The organism is Thermanaerovibrio acidaminovorans DSM 6589 (assembly GCF_000024905.1).
Classification (GTDB): Bacteria; Synergistota; Synergistia; order Synergistales; family Synergistaceae; genus Thermanaerovibrio; species Thermanaerovibrio acidaminovorans.
Genome location: NC_013522.1, coordinates 439,113 through 458,813 on the forward strand (window position 1 = coordinate 439,113; position 19,701 = coordinate 458,813).

Annotated in this window: 13 protein-coding genes; 12 read left to right on the plus strand and 1 reads right to left on the minus strand. The window is 63.6% G+C overall.

The window, feature by feature from the left end; translation table 11 throughout:
* Window positions 1–11 precede the first annotated feature (11 nt).
* The gene (locus tag TACI_RS02085) at window positions 12–2,429 is read left to right on the plus strand and encodes a xanthine dehydrogenase family protein molybdopterin-binding subunit (RefSeq protein ID WP_012869170.1); all 2,418 of its coding nucleotides are present in this window, start codon (window positions 12–14) and stop codon (window positions 2,427–2,429) included.
* Between the two features lie 155 nt (window positions 2,430–2,584).
* Window positions 2,585–3,979, plus strand: a complete 1,395-nt coding sequence (locus tag TACI_RS02090) for a uracil-xanthine permease family protein (protein ID WP_012869171.1) — start codon at window positions 2,585–2,587, stop codon at window positions 3,977–3,979.
* Between the two features lie 44 nt (window positions 3,980–4,023).
* Here TACI_RS02090 and TACI_RS02095 read toward each other — a convergent pair whose 3' ends face one another.
* Window positions 4,024–5,313, minus strand: coding sequence for a hemolysin family protein (locus TACI_RS02095; protein WP_012869172.1), 1,290 nt, complete (start codon window positions 5,311–5,313; stop codon window positions 4,024–4,026).
* 327 nt (window positions 5,314–5,640) lie between these two features.
* Between TACI_RS02095 and TACI_RS02100 the strand changes: the two genes are divergently transcribed.
* The 10 genes from TACI_RS02100 (at window position 5,641) to TACI_RS02145 (ending at window position 19,679) form a co-directional block, all read left to right on the plus strand.
* Window positions 5,641–6,276, plus strand: a complete 636-nt coding sequence (locus TACI_RS02100; protein ID WP_012869173.1) for a helix-turn-helix transcriptional regulator — start codon at window positions 5,641–5,643, stop codon at window positions 6,274–6,276.
* Window positions 6,277–6,286: 10 nt separating this feature from the next.
* On the plus strand, window positions 6,287–7,528 hold the full coding sequence (dpaL, locus tag TACI_RS02105) for a diaminopropionate ammonia-lyase (protein ID WP_242601175.1): 1,242 nt from the start codon (window positions 6,287–6,289) through the stop codon (window positions 7,526–7,528).
* Between the two features lie 39 nt (window positions 7,529–7,567).
* A complete protein-coding gene (ssnA, locus tag TACI_RS02110; protein WP_164925105.1) occupies window positions 7,568–8,893 on the plus strand; it encodes a putative aminohydrolase SsnA in 1,326 nt (441 codons plus the stop codon).
* 18 nt (window positions 8,894–8,911) lie between these two features.
* Window positions 8,912–12,139 carry a putative selenate reductase subunit YgfK gene (ygfK, locus tag TACI_RS02115; protein ID WP_012869176.1) on the plus strand — a complete coding sequence of 1,076 codons (3,228 nt, stop codon included), beginning with the start codon at window positions 8,912–8,914 and terminating at the stop codon, window positions 12,137–12,139.
* Window positions 12,140–12,184: 45 nt separating this feature from the next.
* Window positions 12,185–13,405 carry a YgeY family selenium metabolism-linked hydrolase gene (locus tag TACI_RS02120; RefSeq protein ID WP_207280517.1) on the plus strand — a complete coding sequence of 407 codons (1,221 nt, stop codon included), beginning with the start codon at window positions 12,185–12,187 and terminating at the stop codon, window positions 13,403–13,405.
* Between the two features lie 43 nt (window positions 13,406–13,448).
* Entirely contained in the window at window positions 13,449–14,453 is a 1,005-nt protein-coding gene (locus TACI_RS02125; RefSeq protein ID WP_012869178.1) for an ornithine carbamoyltransferase, read from the plus strand.
* A 106-nt stretch (window positions 14,454–14,559) separates the two neighbouring features.
* Window positions 14,560–15,936: a uracil-xanthine permease family protein gene (locus tag TACI_RS02130; RefSeq protein ID WP_012869179.1), complete on the plus strand. Its 1,377-nt coding sequence runs from the start codon at window positions 14,560–14,562 to the stop codon at window positions 15,934–15,936.
* Between the two features lie 52 nt (window positions 15,937–15,988).
* Window positions 15,989–16,558, plus strand: a complete 570-nt coding sequence (locus TACI_RS02135) for a deaminase (RefSeq protein WP_242601138.1) — start codon at window positions 15,989–15,991, stop codon at window positions 16,556–16,558.
* 2 nt (window positions 16,559–16,560) lie between these two features.
* Window positions 16,561–18,282 (plus strand): adenine deaminase, encoded by a 1,722-nt coding sequence (gene ade / locus TACI_RS02140; RefSeq protein ID WP_012869181.1) that lies wholly within the window; start codon window positions 16,561–16,563, stop codon window positions 18,280–18,282.
* An 89-nt stretch (window positions 18,283–18,371) separates the two neighbouring features.
* The gene (locus TACI_RS02145) at window positions 18,372–19,679 is read left to right on the plus strand and encodes an NCS2 family permease (RefSeq protein ID WP_012869182.1); all 1,308 of its coding nucleotides are present in this window, start codon (window positions 18,372–18,374) and stop codon (window positions 19,677–19,679) included.
* Window positions 19,680–19,701 lie beyond the last annotated feature (22 nt).

Sequence of the window (19,701 nt, forward strand, 5' to 3'; positions counted from 1 at the left end):
GGTGAGCGTCCATGAAGCAGACCGTTACCAACCATGGGGTTGGAAAGTGGGTAACCAGGAAGTTCGATGAGGAGAAGGCGGCGGGCACCTTGAGGTACGCGGATGACCTTAGGTTCGGGCCGGAGCTTCTGCACGCCCGGGCGGCCCGGTCCACCATAGCCCACGGGGAGATCGTTTCCATAGACGTCTCGGAGGCCATGAAGGTCCCCGGGGTGGTGAAGGTCATAACCGGCGACATGTTCGTTCACCACTTCGGCCTCTACCTGCAGGATCGGACGCCCCTGGCGGTGGGCAAGGTCCGCTATGTGGGGGAGCCCATCGCCCTGGTGGTGGCGGAGACCGAGGAGGCGGCGGAGGAGGGCATGCTGAAGGTGAAGGCCACCTACCGGGAGCTTCCTGCGGTGTTCGACCCGGTGAAGGCCGCCACGGACAACTCGGTCCTGGTGCATCCGGAGCTGGGCAGCTACGCCCACGTGCCCTACCTTACCCCCCAGCCGGGGACCAACATAGCCAACTGGTTCAGGATTCGCCGGGGCGACGTGGACAAGGCCTTCGCGGAGTGCGAGCACATCGTGGAGGAGGCGGTAACCTGCCCCCAGATAGCCCATGGATTCCTTGAGCCCCACTGTTGCATATGCCAGGAGGACCCCGCCACGGGCAACCTGACCATATGGAGCTCCGCCCAGTCCGCCTTCGCGGTGCGGGAGATAATAGCCAAGGGGTTGGGCTATCCGCTTCACAAGATAAGGGTCATAGCTCCCCCCATCGGTGGCGGCTTCGGGGGCAAGGCGGGAATGACCATCGAGGCCATGTGTCTGGCCGCCGCCATGGATCCGGACATCAAGGGCCGTCCGGTGAAGCTCCACATCCCCCGGGAGGAGGTGCTCATATCCTCCTGGGTGCGCCAGGGCTACGTGGCCAAGATAAAGCTGGGGATAGACAAGGATGGCAAGATCCAAGCCATAAAGAACACCTTCTTCTTCGATACCGGCGTGTCGGCGGAGTACGGGGCCAACCCGGTCCGGAGCGCGGGCTACACCTCCACGGGCTGTTACTACGTCCCCAACGTGTGGACCGACAGCTACGCGGTGTACACCAACAAGCCCTTCGGTGGCGCCTATAGGGGCTTCGGCCTTCCGGAGCTGATGGGGGCCATGGAGGTGGTGATCGACATAGCGGCCAACAAGATAGGCATGGACCCCATCGAGTTCAGGCTCAAGAACATGCTGAAGCCCGGGCTTCCCACCTGCACCGGCATGCCCATGCACAACCACGCGCTGGACAAGATAGTGTCCAAGGTGGTGGACAAGATAAGGCTCCGGGAGAAGGAGGAGCCCAAGCGGCCCGGCTGGAAGAGGGGCAAGGGCTTCGCCCTGGCCATAAAGGCCCCCGCCATGCCGGCGGACGCGGCCAGCAGCGCCATAGTTAAGGTGCTGGGGGACGGCAACGTGGAGGTCCTGGCGGCCACCATGGACATGGGGCAGGGGGCCTACACCGCCTACGCCCAGATGGTGTGCGAGGAGCTGGGGGTCCCCATCGAGAGCGTGAAGTGTTACTTCCCGGACACCCAGAGCCACCCCTACGACTGGCAGACCGTGGCCAGCCGCTCCTGCTGGTCCATGGGGATGGCGGTCAAGCGGGCGGCGGTGGACGCCCGGGAGAAGATCCTGGCCCTGTTCTCCCGCTACTGGCAGGTGGTGCCGGAGGAGATAACCATCGAGCACGGGGTGGTCAAGTGCCGCAAGCTGGGCAAGGCGGAGAAGCTGGACGAGAGGATCCAGAACGGCTTCCACATGCCCGACGGGGAGCACGTGGGAGGCCCCGTTATCGGCACCGGCACCTTCGTTCCCCCCGACGTGGTCTACCCGGATCCGGAGACCGGCCAGTCCCCCAAGAGCGTGGTACACTTCACCGTGGGTGCCGTTGGGATCGACATCGAGGTTGACCCCGCCACCGGCGAGGTGTGCGTCAACAACGTGGTGGCGGGCTACGACGTGGGCAAGGCCATAAGCCCCATCAACGTCCGGGGCCAGATAGAGGGGGGCACCATCCAGGGCATATCCGCCGGGCTCCTGGAGGGGATGTACTACGACGAGCACGGCAAGCTACTGACCCCGGACTTCACGGACTACAAGATGAGCACCACCATGGACCTGCCGGATAACATGGAGATCTTCTGGGAGGAGACCCCGGAGGAGCTGTCCCCCTACGGGAACCGGGGCATAGGGGAGCACTCCATGATATCCCCCGCCCCCGCCATAGACAACGCCCTGTACAACGCCCTGGGAGTCAGGATCCACAGCTACCCCTTCTCCAAGGAGCGGGTCTACAAGGCGGTCCAGATGGCCAAGGCGGGGGAGACGGACCTCTGGGAGTACCCCTACGTGCAGGAGCAGAACTACCGCAAGGCCATAAAGGAGTGGCTCTAGTCCAACCCGTTCGCCCGGGGCGGGGTCTCCCCGCCCCAGGTTTAGGGCCTATCTATTCTGAAAGTTCAGGGTGGTGATGAACCGGGGTGCGGCTTCGTTGGCTTTATGCGCTTTTGGTCGATAGTGGTAGAGGACGAGAGAGGGGGTAAAAGGTAATGGCGAGGAAGAAGATAGTCTATGGACTTACGGACAAGCCGCCGCTACCCATAATGATCCTTGCGGGGGCGCAGCACGTGTTGACCCTTTTCGGAGCCACCACGCTGGTGCCCTTGATATTCGGGCCCGCAATGGGGATGGACGCCCTTCAGATAGGGGCCTTCATCTCCTGCGTGTACTTCGCCATGGGGGTGGCCACCATAATCCAGACAGACCCCCGGATGGGGACTGGCCTTCCCATAGTTCAGGGATCCAGCTTCAGCTTCATCCCCTCCATAATGACCATAATAGGGGCCTATAAGGCCATGGGGCCCAACGTGGTCATGCAGTATGTGGGGGGTGGGCTCATAGCCGGAGGCCTGGTGCTCTCCTTCATAGGCTACAGCCGCATAGTGGGTGTGATCCGGAGGGTCATAACCCCGGTGGTCATAGGGCCGGTCATCATGGCCATCGGGTTCTCCCTGGCCCCAGTGGCCATCCAGTTCAACGCCGCCAACTATTGGCCCATATCCCTTCTAGTGGTGGCCCTGATAATGTTCTTCAGCCTGATCAGCAAGAACCGCTACGCCAACATCTTCGCCATCCTTGGGTCCATCATCATCGCATACCTCATATGTCTTGGAGCCTCCCTGGCGGGGATATTCGGTCCCGGGCACCCGGCCTACATCGACCTGAGCAAGGTGGCCAACGCTCCCTGGTTTAGGTTCAACGTGGTGTTCCCCTGGGGGATGCCAAAGTTCAGCCTTCTGGCCTTCGGGGCCCTTCTGGCGGGTTTCTTCGCGGTGATGATCGAGTCAATCGGGGACTACCACTCCTGCTCCTACGTGGCTGGGTTGGACGATCCCACGCCGGAAATGATAAGCCGAGGCATTGGGGCAGAGGGTCTCAACTGTGCCCTGGCGGGGGTCTTCGGCGCGGTGGGAACCACTTCCTACACGGAGAACATAGGTCTCATCGGCCTCACCGGGGTTGCCAGCCGTTACGTGGTCCGCACCGGTGCGGTGTTGCTGATCCTTCTCAGCTTCGTTGGCAAGCTGGGAGGGCTTATCGCCACCATGCCCTCGCCGGTAATAGGGGGTGCCTACATCTCCCTCTTCGGCGTCATCGGGGCACTGGGCATCCAGACCCTCATGAGGGCCGATATGGGGAGCCAGCGGAACGTGGTCATCGTTGGTTTCGCGTTCCTGATGGCGTTGGGTCTCCCCGGCTGGATCGAGAAGAACCAGGAACTCTTCATGAATCCCGCCTACGGTCAGCTGATCTCCACCCTTGGGGGCATGATCTGGGCGATCCTGAAGACCCCCATGGCGGTGGCGGGGATCTGCGCCGCCATTTGCGACAGCATTATACCCGGCACGCCGGAGGAGCGAGGCATAGGGGTCCGGATGGAGTAAGGTATCCGGCAATGAAGGGGGCGGGGCTTGGTCCCCGCCCCTTTTTAGATGTCTTTGGAGGGGTTTCGATCCTGCTGCTCGGGGGGCATCTCTATCCGGACCTTGAGGATCCTCTGTCCCGCCACCTTGGCCACCGAGAACCGGATCCCCTCCCAGTCAACCCACGCCCCCTGCTCCGGCAGGGTCTTGAACTGCTCGTAGAGCCAGCCGCTCAGGGTGGAGGACTCGCTATCGGGCATCCGGTCCATCTCCAGGTGCGAGTAGAACAGGTCCTCAAGGTAGACGTCGCCGCTAACCAGGTAGACCCGGTCCTCCAGCTGGGTGAAGTAGTCCTTAACGTCGTCGTGTTCGTCCAGGATTTCCCCCACCAGCTCCTCCAGCAGGTCCTCCACGGTGATTATCCCCGAGGTTCCCCCGTACTCGTCCAGGACGATGGCCATGTGGGTCCTGTTGGCCCTCATGATCTTCAGGGCGTCCATGAGGCTGGCGCTGCCGGCTATGAGGACCGGCCGCTTCATTATGGCCCTCACGTCCGGGTTGTCGGTCTCGAAGGCCCTCCGCATGTAGTCCTTGAAGTGGAGGATGCCTATCACGTTGTCCAGGCTCCCCTCGTATATGGGCACCCGGGAGTACTGGTTCTTGAGCAGCATCTCCCGGATCCGGCGGGGGTCCTCGTGGACGTTCAATGCGAACAGGTCCACCCGGGGGGTCTGGATTTCCCAGACCTGGAGCTCGTTGAAGTTTACCGCGTTCTCGATCAGCTCCTTCTCCGGTTGAGGTAGAACCCGCTCATCAAGCATGGTTTCCAAGATGTGCAAAAGCTCGTCGTGGGTGACGCTGGGCTCCATTCGTCTCCCGGTGGAGCGCCACCGGTCCAAAATGGACGATATGGAGGAGATGACCCAGGCGATGGGTTTGAGGAGCCTCACCAGGAGGGCCACCACCGGGGCGGAGGCTAGGGCGAAGGGCTCCGACACGTCCTTCACGTAGGACTTGGGGAGCACCTCCCCGAAGAGGATTATTAGCACCGTCATGAGCACCGTTGCGTAGAGGACCCCGATGGGGCCGAAGAGAAGGGCGAAGATGGTGGAGGCTATGGAGGTCATCAGGATGTCCACTATGTTGCCCCCCACCAGGATGGTGGAGATGGTGCGTTGGAAATCTTGAAGGAGATCCAGCGCACGCTTGGCCCCCGGGCGTCCCTCCTCGGCGAAGCGCTTCATCCTTATTCGGTTGACGCTGGAGAAGGCCATCTCCGCGGCGGAGAAGAAGGCGGAGAGCAGGAAGAGGAACATGAAGAGAATCAGCAGCGATACGGTGCCGGATCCAGCCATCTATTTACCTTCCTTTCGTGGGGTCCCCGGCGGGGGCCCTTCTTGAGTTTGAAGTTTACCATCCAGCCCTGGTTGTCCCAAGGGGAGGCTCAGCGGATGGTTTACCGGGGTGATGGTCTTTAGAAACCATGGTCTGTGGGGTGATGGGGCGAATCAAGTTAGGATTCAGTGGGTCTTTGACTGGGTTTTCGTCCCCCTTGGCCCCCTTGGGATGGGATCCCTTCGGAGTTGGCCTTGGGGAGATTGACATTCGGGGCGCAATGGGGTATAAGGTGTACGAAAAGAAAAAAACATCACGATAAAAATTTTTCGCACCGGGGTGATCCCATGGGGTCCGAAGAGCTCATCAAGATGGTGAAGCCTATGGTGGACTTCCTCGCCGAGGTCCTGGGGGACCTGGCGGAGGTGGTGCTCCACGACCTGAGGGACCCGGAACACTCCATCGTGGCCATAAGGAACGGCCACATCTCGGGCCGCAACGTGGGAGACTCCCTCACCGACTACGCGCTGGAGATCCTGAGGGAGTCCAAGGATCTCCCCTACAAGGTGAACTACAAGGGCCTCCTGGACGACGGACGACCCATCAGGCTCTCCTCCTTCTTCATCCGGGACCCCTCGGGCGAACCGGTGGCCATGCTCTCTATAAACCTGGACATATCCCGGGTCCAGGACGCCTACAAGGTCATGGGATCTTTCCTCAACATAGGCAAGAACGGGGAGGAGTCCACCCCTCCCCACCCGGTCCACTTCACGTCCATAGAGAAGCTGATGCATCAGCAGATGGACCAGGTGCTGGCCATGCGGGGCATGCCCCCCTCCAGGATGACCCCGGAGGAGAAGAAGTCGGTGGTGGAGGAGCTGGATCGAAAGGGCATCTTCCTCCTCAAGGGGGCCGTGGCGGAGGCCGCCCGGCGCCTTGAGGTGTCGGAGCAGACCATATACAGGTATCTCAGGGGCAACTGACCCCTTGGAGGTGTTCAAATTGGAAGAGATCCGCTACGTGGTTAATGGCCCCGAGAGGGGAATGCAGGGCAGGGCCTCGGTGGAGAGCTTCTCCGAGGATGAGATGAGGAAGGTGGTCGGGTTCCACTCCACCATGCCGGGCTACAGCCCAACCCCGTTGGCTTCCCTCCCCTCCCTGGCCAAGCGGCTTGGTCTGGGCTCCATCCACGTGAAGGATGAGTCCCACCGGTTTGGGCTCAAGGCCTTCAAGGTTCTGGGGGGATGCTACGCCATCGCCATGCACCTGGCCCAGAAGCTGGGCAAGGACATATCGGAGCTCCCCTTCCAGGTGCTCACCAGCGACCAGGTTAAGCAACAACTGGGGGACGTGACCTTCGCCACCACCACGGATGGCAACCATGGCCGGGGCGTGGCCTGGACCGCCCGGATGCTCCGCCAGAAGGCGGTGGTCTACATGCCCAAGGGCTCCGCGGTGTTCCGGCTGGAGAAGATAAGGGGCGAGGGGGCCCAGGCGGAGATACTGGACATGAACTACGACGATGCGGTGCGCTACACGGACCAGCAGGCCAAGAAGCACGGCTGGGTGGTGGTCCAGGACACCGCCTGGGAGGGCTACACGGACATCCCCCTCTGGATAATGCAGGGCTACGGCACCATGGTGGTGGAGGCCCTGGAGCAGATGAAGGCCCGGGGCGAGGAGCGCCCCACCCACGTGTTCATCCAGGCGGGGGTGGGCTCCCTGGCGGGGGCGGTCCAGGGGGTCCTGAGGGCTCGGTTCGGCCAGGACGCCCCCAAAGTGGTGGTTGTGGAGGCCAGCGCCGCCGCCTGCTACTACGAGTCCGCCGTGGCGGGGGACGGCAAGCCCCGGGCGGTGGGCGGTGACCTGTTCACCCTCATGGCGGGCCTGGCCTGCGGGGAGGTCAACATAATCGGCTACGAGATCCTTAGGGACTACGCCGCCGCCTTCGTCTCCTGCCCGGACTACGTGGCCGCCCGGGGGATGAGGGTGCTGGGCAACCCCCTGGAGGGGGACCAGAAGGTGATCTCCGGCGAGTCCGGGGCGGTCACCACCGGCCTTCTGGCCTACCTGATGGACCGGCCGGAGCTCAAGGGTCTGAGGGAGGCCCTGGATCTCAACGAGTCCTCCCGGGTCCTCCTCTTCAGCACCGAGGGGGACACGGACCCGGACCGCTACCGCTCGGTGGTGTGGGACGGGGAGTTCCCCACCGTGGGCCACCTGTCCAGGCCCTAGGGCGGTCACCAAATGTCACCTAACCTGGGGGTGAGGGAGATGCTTCTGGTAGGGAACGGCGCGGTGATCACCCGGGATCCGTCCAGGCCCTTCATAAGGGACGGGGCGGTGCTCTGCGACGGGGGCCTCATCCGGGAGGTGGGGACCTGGGCGGACCTCGGGGCCCGGTACCCGGAGGCCCAGTTCCTGGACGCCAAGGGGGGGCTCATCCACCCGGGGCTCATAAACGCCCACATGCACTACTATAGCGCCCTGGTCAGGGGCTTCGGCGGCAAGGGGGGTGAGCCCGCTGCGGACTTCGTCCAGGTGCTGGAGCGGCTCTGGTGGAGGCTGGACAAGGCCCTCACCCTGGAGGACGTGAAGGTGTCCGCCCAGGTGTGCCTGCTGGAGGCCATCCGTTGCGGGTGCACCTGCATGCTGGACCACCACGCCAGCCCCAACGCCATAACCGGCAGCCTCTTCGCCATCGCCGAGGCGGTGGAGGAGATGGGACTCTCCGCCTGCCTCTGTTACGAGGTCTCCGACCGGGACGGGGAGGACAAGGCCCTGGAGGGCATAAGGGAGAACCGGGACTTCATCCAGCACGCCAGCAAGGGGGACGGGCGGCGCATGGCCGGCACCTTCGGCCTCCACGCCTCCCTCACCCTGTCGGACAAGACCCTTGACATGTGCGCCTCCTCTGGGGACTACCAGGGCTTCCACGTCCACGTGGCGGAGGGGCAGACCGACGAGCCTTTGTGCCGGGAGAGGCACGGGCTCTCCATCGTGGACCGGTTCCGCCGCTTCGGCCTCCTGGGCCCCAAGTCCATGGCGATCCACTGCATCCACGTGGACCAGGAGGAGATGGAGATCCTCAAGGACACCAGGACCGCGGTGGTCCACAACCCGGAGTCCAACATGGGCAACGCGGTGGGGGCCGCCAAGGTGCTGGAGATGAACCGGATGGGGATCCTCATGGGGCTGGGAACCGACGGCTACGTGTGCGACATGCTCAGGTCCTACGCCATGGCCAACGCCCTGGTGAAGCACTCGGCGGGACACCCCAACGTGGGCTGGGGGGAGATCCCCACCATGCTGTTCCAGCGCAACTACGAGATCGCCAACCGCTACTTCTCGGTGAACCGTGGGATGCTCAAGGAGGGTTGGGCGGCGGACCTGGTGGTGTTCGACTACGATCCCCCCACCCCCCTGAGCGACGCCAACGTGAACGGGCACCTGCTCTTCGGCCCCCTCACCGGGCACGTGGTCCATACCGTGGCGGACGGCAAGGTGCTGTACAAGGACAGGGCCTTCACCTCCGTGGACCCCAAGGCCATCATGGCCCGGGCCAGGGAGCTGGCGGTCAAGGTCTGGGAGAGGTTCTAAACAGGCGGGAGGTTAGCCATGAGAGACTACATGAGGCCCTTGACCTTCGAGGAGCATCTGGATTGGATACTGGGGGAGTACGGGACCAGGAGGTCCATATACGGCATACCGGAGGCCATGTTCTACCGGCCCGACCCCTCCTCCCCCATGGTGAGCCGCCTCTTCGGCGACTCGTTGCACACCCCCATAGGCCCCGCGGCGGGACCCCACACCCAGCTGGTTCAGAACATCCTCTCCGCCTGGCTCTGCGGGGCTAGGTACATGGAGCTCAAGACGGTCCAGATAATGGACGAGCTGGTCATCGAGCGGCCCTGCATAGACATGGAGGACGAGGGCTACAACGTGGAGTGGTCCCAGGAGCTTAAGCTGGAGAGGTCCGCCGCAGAGTACGCCCGGGCCTGGGTGCTGGTCCACGCGATGCCCCGGCTTCTGGGCTGGGATGACGTCACCGAGGGCACCATATTCAACATGAGCGTGGGCTACAACATGGAGGGCATCCTGACCCCCAGGATGCAGCAGTTCATGGCCTCCATGGAGGACGCATCGGATGAGATAGGCCGCTGCCTGGAGGTGCTGGCGGACCGGCTGCCGGAGATGGAGGACCTTACGGTGCCCTCCCGGATATCCGCCGGTTGCACCCTGTCCACCATGCACGGCTGCCCCCCGGACGAGATAGAGAAGATAGCCTCCTACCTGATAAACCGGGGGCTCCACGTGTTCGTCAAGCTGAACCCCACCCTGCTGGGGGCGGAGACGGTCAGGTCCATCCTGAACGACAAGCTGGGATTCAAACGGCTTCACGTCCCCGACTCCGCCTTCGAGCACGACCTGAAGTACCCCCAGGCGGTGGAGATCCTGCGGAACCTGTCGGACCTGGCGCGCCGCAAGGGGGTCACCTTCGGGGTGAAGCTCACCAACACCCTGGCCATGGAGAACTGGAAGGGCCGGATGCCCGGCGGCGAGATGTACATGTCGGGTCGCCCCCTCTTCCCCCTGGCGGTCAACCTCTTCAACAAGATCCGGTCCGATTTCCCGGACCTGCCGGTCTCCTTCTCCGCCGGGGCGGACCAGGAGAACGTGGCCAGGCTCTTCGCCTGCGGCGTAAAGACCGTAACTATCGCCTCGGAGCTTCTCAAGCCCGGAGGCTACGGCCGGCTTCTCTCCTGCGTCAACAGCCTTGAGCGGGCCATGAGGGAGCGGGGCTGCTCCTCCCTGGAGGAGTTCGCCAAGGACGGGGCCATGGCTCTCAAGGACCTGGCGGCGGACAGCCTCACCAACCCCAGGTACCGGTACGTGCCGGTCACACCCCCCAAGTCCCCAACGCCCCTTGGGATGTTCGACTGCGTGGAGGCCCCCTGCAGCGCCGCCTGCCCGGTGAACCAGGAGGTTCCCCTATACGCAAGGCGCATAGCCAAGGGTGACTTCGACGGAGCCCTGGAGGCGGTCCTGCGGCGCAACCCCATGCCGGGAGTTACGGGACACGTGTGCCCCCACGGTTGCCAGGACCGGTGCACCAGGAGCCAGATAGACGAGCCGGTGGCCATACGGGCCCTCAAGAGGGCGGCGGAGCGGTACGGGTCCTTCGAGCCCACCCGGGTTGAGCCCGGGGACATCAAGGTGGCGGTGATAGGCGCCGGTCCCTCGGGGCTCGCCGCCGCCCGGGAGCTGGCCCAGGTGGGCTTCAAGGTGACCGTGATGGAGGCCAAGGACCGCCCCGGGGGGATGATGAGCCTGGCCCCCAGCTTCCGCCTCCCGGCGGACGCCCTGGCGGGGGACGTGGAGAGGGTCCAGGCCCTGGGGGTCCAGTTCCTCTTCAACCACCCGGTGACCCAGTCGCCGGAGTCGTTGCTGGGGGAGTACGGGGCGGTCTACGTGGCCACCGGCTTCCCGGTGGACTCCCCCCTGGGGCTCGAGGGGGAGGGCGCCAAGGGGGTCTTCGGCGCCCTGGGCTTCCTGGACTCGGTGGCCAGGGGCGAGAGGGTGGACCTGGGAGACCGGGTGCTGGTGGTGGGGGGCGGCAACACCGCCATGGATGCCGCCAGGACCGCCATGAGGCTAGGCGCCTCGGTCAAGGTGGTCTACCGGAGGACCAGGGACCAGATGCCCGCGGAGCCCGAGGAGGTGGAGGCCTTCCTGTCCGAGGGGGGCACAATCCTGGAGCTGGCCTCCCCGGAGGGGTTGGTGGTGTCCGACGGGACCGTTAAGGGGCTGGTGTGCCGGCGCAACCGCCTGGGAGATCCGGGCCCCGACGGTCGTCCCCGGCCGGTGCCCACCGACGAGACCTTCACCCTGGAGGCGGACTCGGTGATAGCCGCCATAGGCCAGGCCCAGGCCAACGTGATCTTCGACGCCAGCGCCCTGCGGATCGAGGGCGGAAAGGTGAGGGTCTTCGACAACCTCAGCACCCAGGTGCCCGGGGTCTACGCGGGGGGCGACCTGGTGAGGGGACCCAAGACGGTCATAGCCGCCTGCGCGGACGGCATCTCCGCCGCCCGGTCCATAGCCCGGGCCTTCGGGGTCCAGGTGCCCTGTCAGGAGGTGCCCGAGTCCCTCACCGAGGAGGAGATAGGGCAGATAAAGCTCCGCCGCATAGCCAAGGTCCCCTCCGCTCGGGAGCCCCGGCGGACCCAGCGGGATTTCGACCTCTTCGAGCTGCCCTTGAGCCGGGAGGAGGCGGTGGAGGAGGCCAAGCGGTGCCTCTCCTGCGACGTGGTGTGCGACAAGTGCGTGGACGTGTGCCCCAACCGGGCCAACGTGTCGGTGCTGGTGACCCCTGGAGCGGGGCTGGCCCCCGCCTTCCGGTGCGACGGTGACCGGGTGGCCTGGGTCCGGTCGGTGCCGGTCCAGGTCCGGCAGGACAGGCAGATAGTCCACGTGGAGGACCTGTGCAACCGATGCGGCAATTGCGAGACCTTCTGCGTCCACCAGGATGGCAAGCCCTTCGAGCAGAAGCCCCGGCTCTTCTTCTGCGAGGAGGGAGTGGTCCGGGAGGAGGAGAACGCCCTCTGGGCCGCGGAGGGGGAGGTGGTGTGGAAGCAGGGTGGCATCCGCTGCTCCCTGGTTCGAAGCGCCTACGGCTGGATCTACGAGGACCCCTTCATCCGGGTGGAGCTGACCGGCTCGTTCAGGCCTGTGACCTTTGAGGCCAAGGGCCACTTCCAGGGGGAGAGGAGCCTGGAGATGGCGTTCCAGATGAAGGTCCTGTTGGAGGGAATGGAGGAGAGCGCCCCCTTCCTCCTGGCCTAGGGGGGACGGGGTTTCAGGAGGCCCTTGGGCCTATCAAGAAAGGAGATGTTTCGAGTGGAGTTGGACTACGGGAAGATAAGGGAGCTGGCCAAGAAGTATGAGCCGGACATGACCAGGTTCCTGCGGGACATGATCGCCATCCCCAGCGAGAGCTGCCAGGAGGAGAAGCTGATCCAGCGGATCAAGCAGGAGATGGAGAAGGTGGGCTTCGATGAGGTGGTCATCGACCCCATGGGCAACATCCTGGGGTACATGGGCACCGGCGAGAGGCTCATCGCCTTCGACGCCCACATAGACACCGTGGGGATCGGCAACAGGGACAACTGGACCTTCGACCCCTACGAGGGCTTCGAGGATGCGGAGAGGATCGGTGGCCGGGGGGCCAGCGACCAGGAGGGCGGCATGGCCTCCATGGTGTACGCCGCCAAGATCATGAAGGACCTGGGCCTCCTGGAGGGGCTTAGGGTGGTTATGGTGGGTACCGTCCAGGAGGAGGACTGTGACGGCCTCTGCTGGCAGTACATAGTCAAGGAGGACAAGGTTCGCCCCGAGTTCGTGGTGAGCACCGAGCCCACCGACGGGCGGATCCACCGGGGGCAGAGGGGTCGGATGGAGATCATGGTGAAGACCAAGGGGGTCAGCTGCCACGGTTCCGCCCCCGAGCGGGGGGACAACGCCATCTACAAGATGGCCCCCATCCTCCAGGAGCTCAGGGCCCTTCACGCCAACCTCAAGGATGACCCGTTCCTGGGCAAGGGCTCCCTGGCGGTGTCGGAGATCTTCTTCACCAGCCCGTCCCGGTGCGCCGTGGCGGACAGCTGTTGGATCTCCATCGACCGGCGTCTCACCGCTGGGGAAACCAAGGAGCTGGCCCTTCAGCAGATAAGGAACCTGCCCTCGGTGGCCTCCTCCGGGGCGGAGGTTTCCCTGTACACCTACGAGCGGCCCTCCTACACGGGGCTGGTGTACCCCACCGAGTGCTACTTCCCCTCCTGGGTGCTTGAGGAGGACCACCCGGTGACCAAGAGCATGGTGGACGCCTTCAAGGGGGTCCTCCAGAAGGAGCCGGTGGTGGACAAGTGGACCTTCTCCACCAACGGGGTGGCCATCATGGGCCTCCTTGGGATCCCCTGCATCGGCTTCGGCCCCGGTCACGAGGACCAGGCCCACGCCCCCGACGAGGTGACCTGGAAGTCCGAGCTGGTGAACTGCGCGGCGGTCTACGCGGCGCTACCCAGGATATACGCGGATCGCTATGGCCGCTAGGCCCTAGGGATATACAAGAAGGTAAGTGAAGGAGGAGTACGTTATGCAGAGCTTTTTCAGGGGCAGGCACTTCATCAACCTGGAGGACTTCAGCAGGGAAGAAGTGGAGACCATGCTGGAGGTCTCCTTCGATCTGAAGAAGAAGTTCGCCATGGGGGAGCCCACTCCCTACCTGGTGAACAAGACCATGTTCCTCATCTTCTTCGAGCAGTCCACCAGGACCAGGAACTCCATGGAGGCGGGGCTTGCCCAGCTGGGCGGTCACGCGGGCTACCTGGACTCCAGCACCATGCAGGTCTCCCACGGGGAGAGTGCCAAGGACACCGCCATCATCCTCTCCAGCTTCGGTCACGCCATCGCCTGCCGCTACTGCAACTGGGGCTACGGTAACAAGTACCTGACCGAGATGGCCAAGTGGGCCAAGGTGCCGGTGATGAACCTGCAGTGCGACCTGTACCACCCCTTCCAAGCCCTGGCGGACCTGATGACCATGAAGGAGAAGTTCGGCAAGCTGGAGAGGCTCAAGGTCTCCATCATCTGGGCCTACGCGGAGAGCCACAAGAAGCCCATATCCGTGCCGGTCTCCCAGGTGCTCCTGTTCCCCCGGTACGGCATGGATGTGGTGCTGGCCCATCCCAAGGGCTGGGAGCTTCCCGACTGGGTCATCGCCCAGGCCAAGGCCAACGCGGAGAAGTACGGCGGCACCGTAACCGTCACCGACGACGAGGAGTACGCCTACCGGAACGCCCACATCGTCATCCCCAAGAACTGGGGCAACTGGGTGACTGACCAGACGGGGCTCACCGCTGCCGGCGCCGTCAAGGTGGTGGACGAGAAGCTCATGGCCCACAAGTCCTGGAAGTGCACCGAGGAGAAGATGGCCCTGGCGGACAAGGACGTGGTCTACATGCACGCCCTTCCGGCGGACCGGAACAACGAGGTGGAGGACGCGGTCATCGACGGTCCCCACTCCATAGTCTACGATGAGGCGGAGAACCGTCTCCACACCGCCAAGGCGGTCATGACCCTCCTCATGGGAGGCAGGTAGGCCGGTCAGGGGAACGGAGTCATCGCTGCTCCGTTCCCCTTTTTAAAAGTTCCATCATGTGCCTGCGGTATCAATGTGCAGGGTTGAGAGAAAGGTAAGGTATGTCATGCCTAGCAAAAAAGGAAGCGCCGTTGTCGGGGGAGGCAAGGATCTGGTCTATCAGCTTCACGGCCGCCCGTCCCTCCTGGTGGCCCTCCCCCTTGGTCTTCAGCACGTGTTGGCCATGTTCACCGGAAACCTGGCACCCATATTCGTGGTGGCGGGCATACTGTCCCTCTCCAAACCGGACATGATCGTGATGATCCAGGGGGCCATGATAGTCTCCGGCCTGACCACCCTGGTTCAGCTCTACCCCATCGGCAAGAGGAACTGGGTCCTGCCCCGAATAGGTGGGGAGCTCCCCATAGTGATGGGAACCTCCTTCGCCTTCGTCCCCACCTCCATAACGGTTGGGCAGATGTACGGGATACAGGGAATCCTGGGTGGGGCCCTCCTGGGCAGCTTGGTGGAGTTCCTCATGGGGATCTTTATAAGGCCCTTGAAGCGGTTTTTTCCTCCGCTAGTGGTTGGCAGTGTGCTTCTTGCCTTGGGGATAAAGCTCCTGGCGGTGGGGGTCAACTACTTCGCCGGCGGGGTTGGTTCCAAGGACTACGGCTCTCCCCAGAACCTGATGTTGGGCGCCATAGTGCTCGTTACGGTGCTATTGCTCCAGCGGTTTGGTAGGGGGATGCTGAAGGTTTCCAGCCTCCTCATAGCCATCCTGGTGGGCTACGCGGCAGCGGTCGCAATGGGCCGGATAGACTTCTCCCCCGTGGCCAGCGCCGCCTGGTTCAGCGTGCCCAAGCCATTCCACTTCGGTTTCAGCTTCCACCTGGATGCGGTGCTAAGCTTCGCCGCGGTCTACATAGTCTCCGGACTGGAGACCATAGGGAACACCTCAGGCATAACCATAGCGGCCTTCAACCGGGAGGCCACCGCGGAGGAGACATCGGGGGCCATAATGGGGGATAGCTTCGGTTCCGCTCTGGCGGCGGTCTTCAGCGCCCTTCCGAACACCGCCTTTGGCCAGAACGCCGGGTTGGTGGCCATGACCAAGGTGGTCAACAAGTGGTGCATCGCCACCGGCGCCATGGTGCTAATAGCGGCGGGCCTGTTCCCCAAGATAGGGGCGGTGATATCCGTCATGCCCAGCTCGGTCCTGGGCGGCGCGGTCATCACCGTCTTCGCCATGATCCTCATCAACGGGGTGAAGATGCTCTCCAAGAGCGGCTTCAGCGACAGGAACCTGTTAGTCCTGGGCGTAACCTTCGGCATAGGCATGGGCTTCAGCATGGTGCCCCAGCTGTTGGAGCACCTGCCCAAGGTCCTTCAGTACCTCTTCAGGGACACGGTCACGTCGGTGTGCATTGTGTCAATCGTCGCCAACATACTGTTCCCCGATGAGGATTCAAAGGACAAGAAGTTCGTGATAGAGGTGGAGTAGGCCCCGGGGCCCCCTGTGGGCCCCGGGTGACACCATAAAGTCCATGGGGAGGATGATACCAGTGAAGTTCAGGACCCCGAGCACCATCAAGCCCGAGGAGATCCACAAGATGCTGGACGTGGTGGAGGGCCGGATACTGCCTCTCACCGAAGAGTTCGTCCGCAAGGGGCACAACCTGTTCGGAGGGGCGGTTCTCGATCCTGTGACGTTGGAGCCCATCGTGGTGGGCAGCAACCGCAGGTCCGACAACCCGGTCTTCCACGGGGAGGTGGAGACCCTGCTCAGGTTCTACCAGCTCAAGGACCGCCCCAAGGCGGAGGACCTGGTGTTCCTGGCCACCCACGAGCCCTGCTGCATGTGTTTCTCCGCCCTGGCCTGGTGCGGCTTCAAGGAGGCCTGGTACCTCTTCGACTACACCGAGACCGACAAGGACTTCAACATGCCCGACGACCTCATCATGCTGAGGGAGCTCTTCGGCAGCCAGGACATCCGGCGTAATAACTCTTATCTTAATCTTTACAGTGTTAAAGAGGCTGCCAAGCTCTCCTCTGATGCGGAGGCCCTCATGGCCCGCATCGAGGCGCTTAAGTCCAAGTACAAGGCGTTGCCGGTGGTGCTCTAGCCATGTCCTTGAGGCACCTGCTGCCCCACGCCCTGGGGGAGCGGCCTTGCGACCTGCTCATAAGGGGCGCCCTGGTGGCCAACGTGCTGTCCATGGAGATGGAGCGGGTTGACGTGGCGGTCAAGGACGGTGTGATCGTCGGATTGGGGGACGGCTACGAGGCGGTCTCCCAGGTGGATGCCCGGGGGCTGGTGCTCATCCCCGGCATGCTGGACGGGCACGTGCACATCGAGAGCTCCTGGATGGTCCCCTCCCGGTTCGCCCAGGCGGTGGTGCCCCGGGGCACCACCGGGGTCTTCGCGGACCCCCACGAGATAGCCAACGTCCTGGGGCCCCAGGGGGTGATAGGCATGTACGAGTCTTCCCGGGGGCTGCCGCTGGACGTCTACCTGGGCTGCCCCTCCTGCGTGCCCGCCTCCCCCTTCGAGTCCTGCAAGGTGCCCATGGGGGTGGAGGAGCTGGAGGGGCTTCGGGACGGAGGTTACTGTCAGCACCTGGGGGAGATGATGAACTACCCCGGGGTTCTCTCCGGGGACCTGGAGGTGTGGGGCAAGCTGGAGGCCTTCCGGGGCATGCCCCTCACCGCCCACGCCCCGGGCCTCAGCGGCCGGGAGCTCTGTGCCTACATCCTCAGCGGGTGCGACGGGGACCACGAGGCCACCACCCTTGAGGAGGGGCTGGAGAAGCTCCGCCGGGGCATGTGGGTCATGATGAGGGAGGGATCCGCCGCGCCGGACCTGGAGGCCTTGGTCCCGTTGGTCAAGGACGTGCCCTCCCGATGCTCCCGGTGCATGGTGGTGAGCGACGACCTGGATGCCAGGACCTTGATGGAGAGGGGGCACATGGACCACAAGGTGCGCAAGCTGTGCGCCCTGGGGGTGGATCCGCTGGTGGCGGTCCGGATGGTTACCCTCTCGCCGGCGGAGTACTTCCGGATCCCCCGGCTCGGGGCCCTGGCCCCCGGCTACCGGGCGGACCTGGTGCTGGTGGACTCCATACCGGACATGAACGTGGTCATGGTGTTCAAGGACGGGCGCCTGGTGGCCCGGGAGGGGGAGATGGTGGAGGACCTGTCAGGTCATCCGGTGAGTCCCCGGCTGGCCGAGAGGGGGCCGGACCTGGGGGAGGTGGACCTGGGTTCCCTCTCGGTGCCTGCGGAGGGGGATAGGATCCGGGTGATCGGCTTCACTCCCGGCTCCCTGCTGACCCGGGAGCTGGAGATGGCCCCTCCGGTCCTGGATGGGCAGGTGGTCCCCTCCCGGGAGCCGGATCTGGCCAAGCTGGTCTGTCGCGAGAGGCACCGGGGAACTAGTAGAATGGGCCTGGGCTTTGTCAAGGGGCTGGGCCTCAAGGAGGGGGCCTTTGGCGGCACCGTGTCCCACGACGCCCACAACGCCATCGTGGCCGGCATGGACGACCGGTCCATAAAGACCGTCCTGGACCGGCTCAACCATCTAGGCGGCGGCGTGGTGGTGGCGAAGGGGGATCGGGTGTTGGCGGAGCTGGCGCTCCCCTTCGGGGGGCTCATGGCGGACCTGCCAGCCCGGGATCTCGCCCGGCTTCAGGAGGAGGTGGACCTTACGGTGGCTTCCCTTGGGGTATCGGGACCCCACCCCTGCATGGCCCTGTCTTTCCTGTCCCTTTCGGTCATCCCGGAGCTGAAGCTCACCGACAGGGGCTACATTAACCTAGCGAGGGGGGGTATCGTGCCTATATGGGTTTAGTTAACAAAGAACATGTCAGGTGCTGACGTTTGGTTTGATGGTAGAATAGTTAGGGTACGTTGCCGCAGCCTAGAATGGGAGGTGTCTTTATGGAGTGGTTAGAGAGGACCTTCAAGCTAAGGGAACGAGGCACCGATGTAAAGACCGAGATACTGGCGGGCATCACCACCTTCATGACCATGGGTTACATAATCTTCGTGAACCCCGGCATCCTATCCAAGACCGGTATGCCCTTCGGGCCCCTGCTGGTTGCCACCTGTCTGTCCGCTGCGCTGGCCACGGTGCTAATGGCCTTTCTGGCCAACTACCCCTTTGCCCTTGCCCCGGGAATGGGTCTCAATGCCTTCTTCACCTTCTCCGTGGTGCTGGGCATGGGGATAAGCTGGAAGGTGGCCCTGGCGGCGGTTCTAGTCGAGGGCGTCATCTTCATCCTTCTCACGTTGACCCGCATTCGGGAAGCGGTGGTGAACACCATCCCGGTTACCCTCAAGATGGGCATAGCCGCCGGCATAGGCCTCTTCATCGCCTTCATAGGACTCCAGGGGGCGGGGATAATCGTCAACAACGACGCGGTGCTGGTCCAGCTGGCGGGACTCAAGGGCAATTTGCCGGCCCTTCTGGCCCTTGGGGGCCTAATCTTCATGGTGGTGATGGAGCACTACCACGTCAAGGGCGGGGTTCTCTGGGGCATAATAGCGGTCACCGTAGCCGCCATACCCCTAGGGGTGGCCAAGATGCCCGATGGCATAGTCTCCATGCCGCCTTCCCTATCCCCGATATTCATGCAGATGGACTTCTCCCAGATAACCAGCTCCACCTTCTGGGTGATCATGTTCACCTTCTTCTTCGTGGACTTTTTCGACACGGTGGGCACCCTGGTGGGTGTTGCCAGCCGGGGCGGCATGCTCGACTCGGAGGGCCGTTTGCCTAAGGCCAGAGAGGCTCTTCTCGCGGATGCAATAGGTACCACCGCAGGGGCCATCCTGGGAACCAGCACGGTTACCACCTACGTGGAGAGTGCGAGCGGTGTGGAGCAGGGGGGGCGCACGGGGTTAACCGCCCTTGTGGTGGCGGTGCTCTTCCTGTTGGCCACCTTCTTTAGCCCCCTGGTCTCCATAGTCCCCGCCTGCGCCACCGCGCCGGCGCTGATCCTGGTGGGCATCTACATGATGATGGGACTCAAGGAGCTCAAGACCGACGACTGGACCGAGTTTGCACCTGCAATGCTGGCCTTCTTCATGATGCCCCTTTCCTACAGCATCTCGGTGGGCATCGAGGCGGGCATCGTCTCCTACGTGGTGCTCAAGCTGATCACCGGCAAGGCCAAGGACGTTAACCCGGTGATGATAGGCCTGGCGCTGCTCTTCGTGGTTGCCCGGGTCTTCGGAATTCACTAGTCCAGATCTCTTTTCTGCCGGC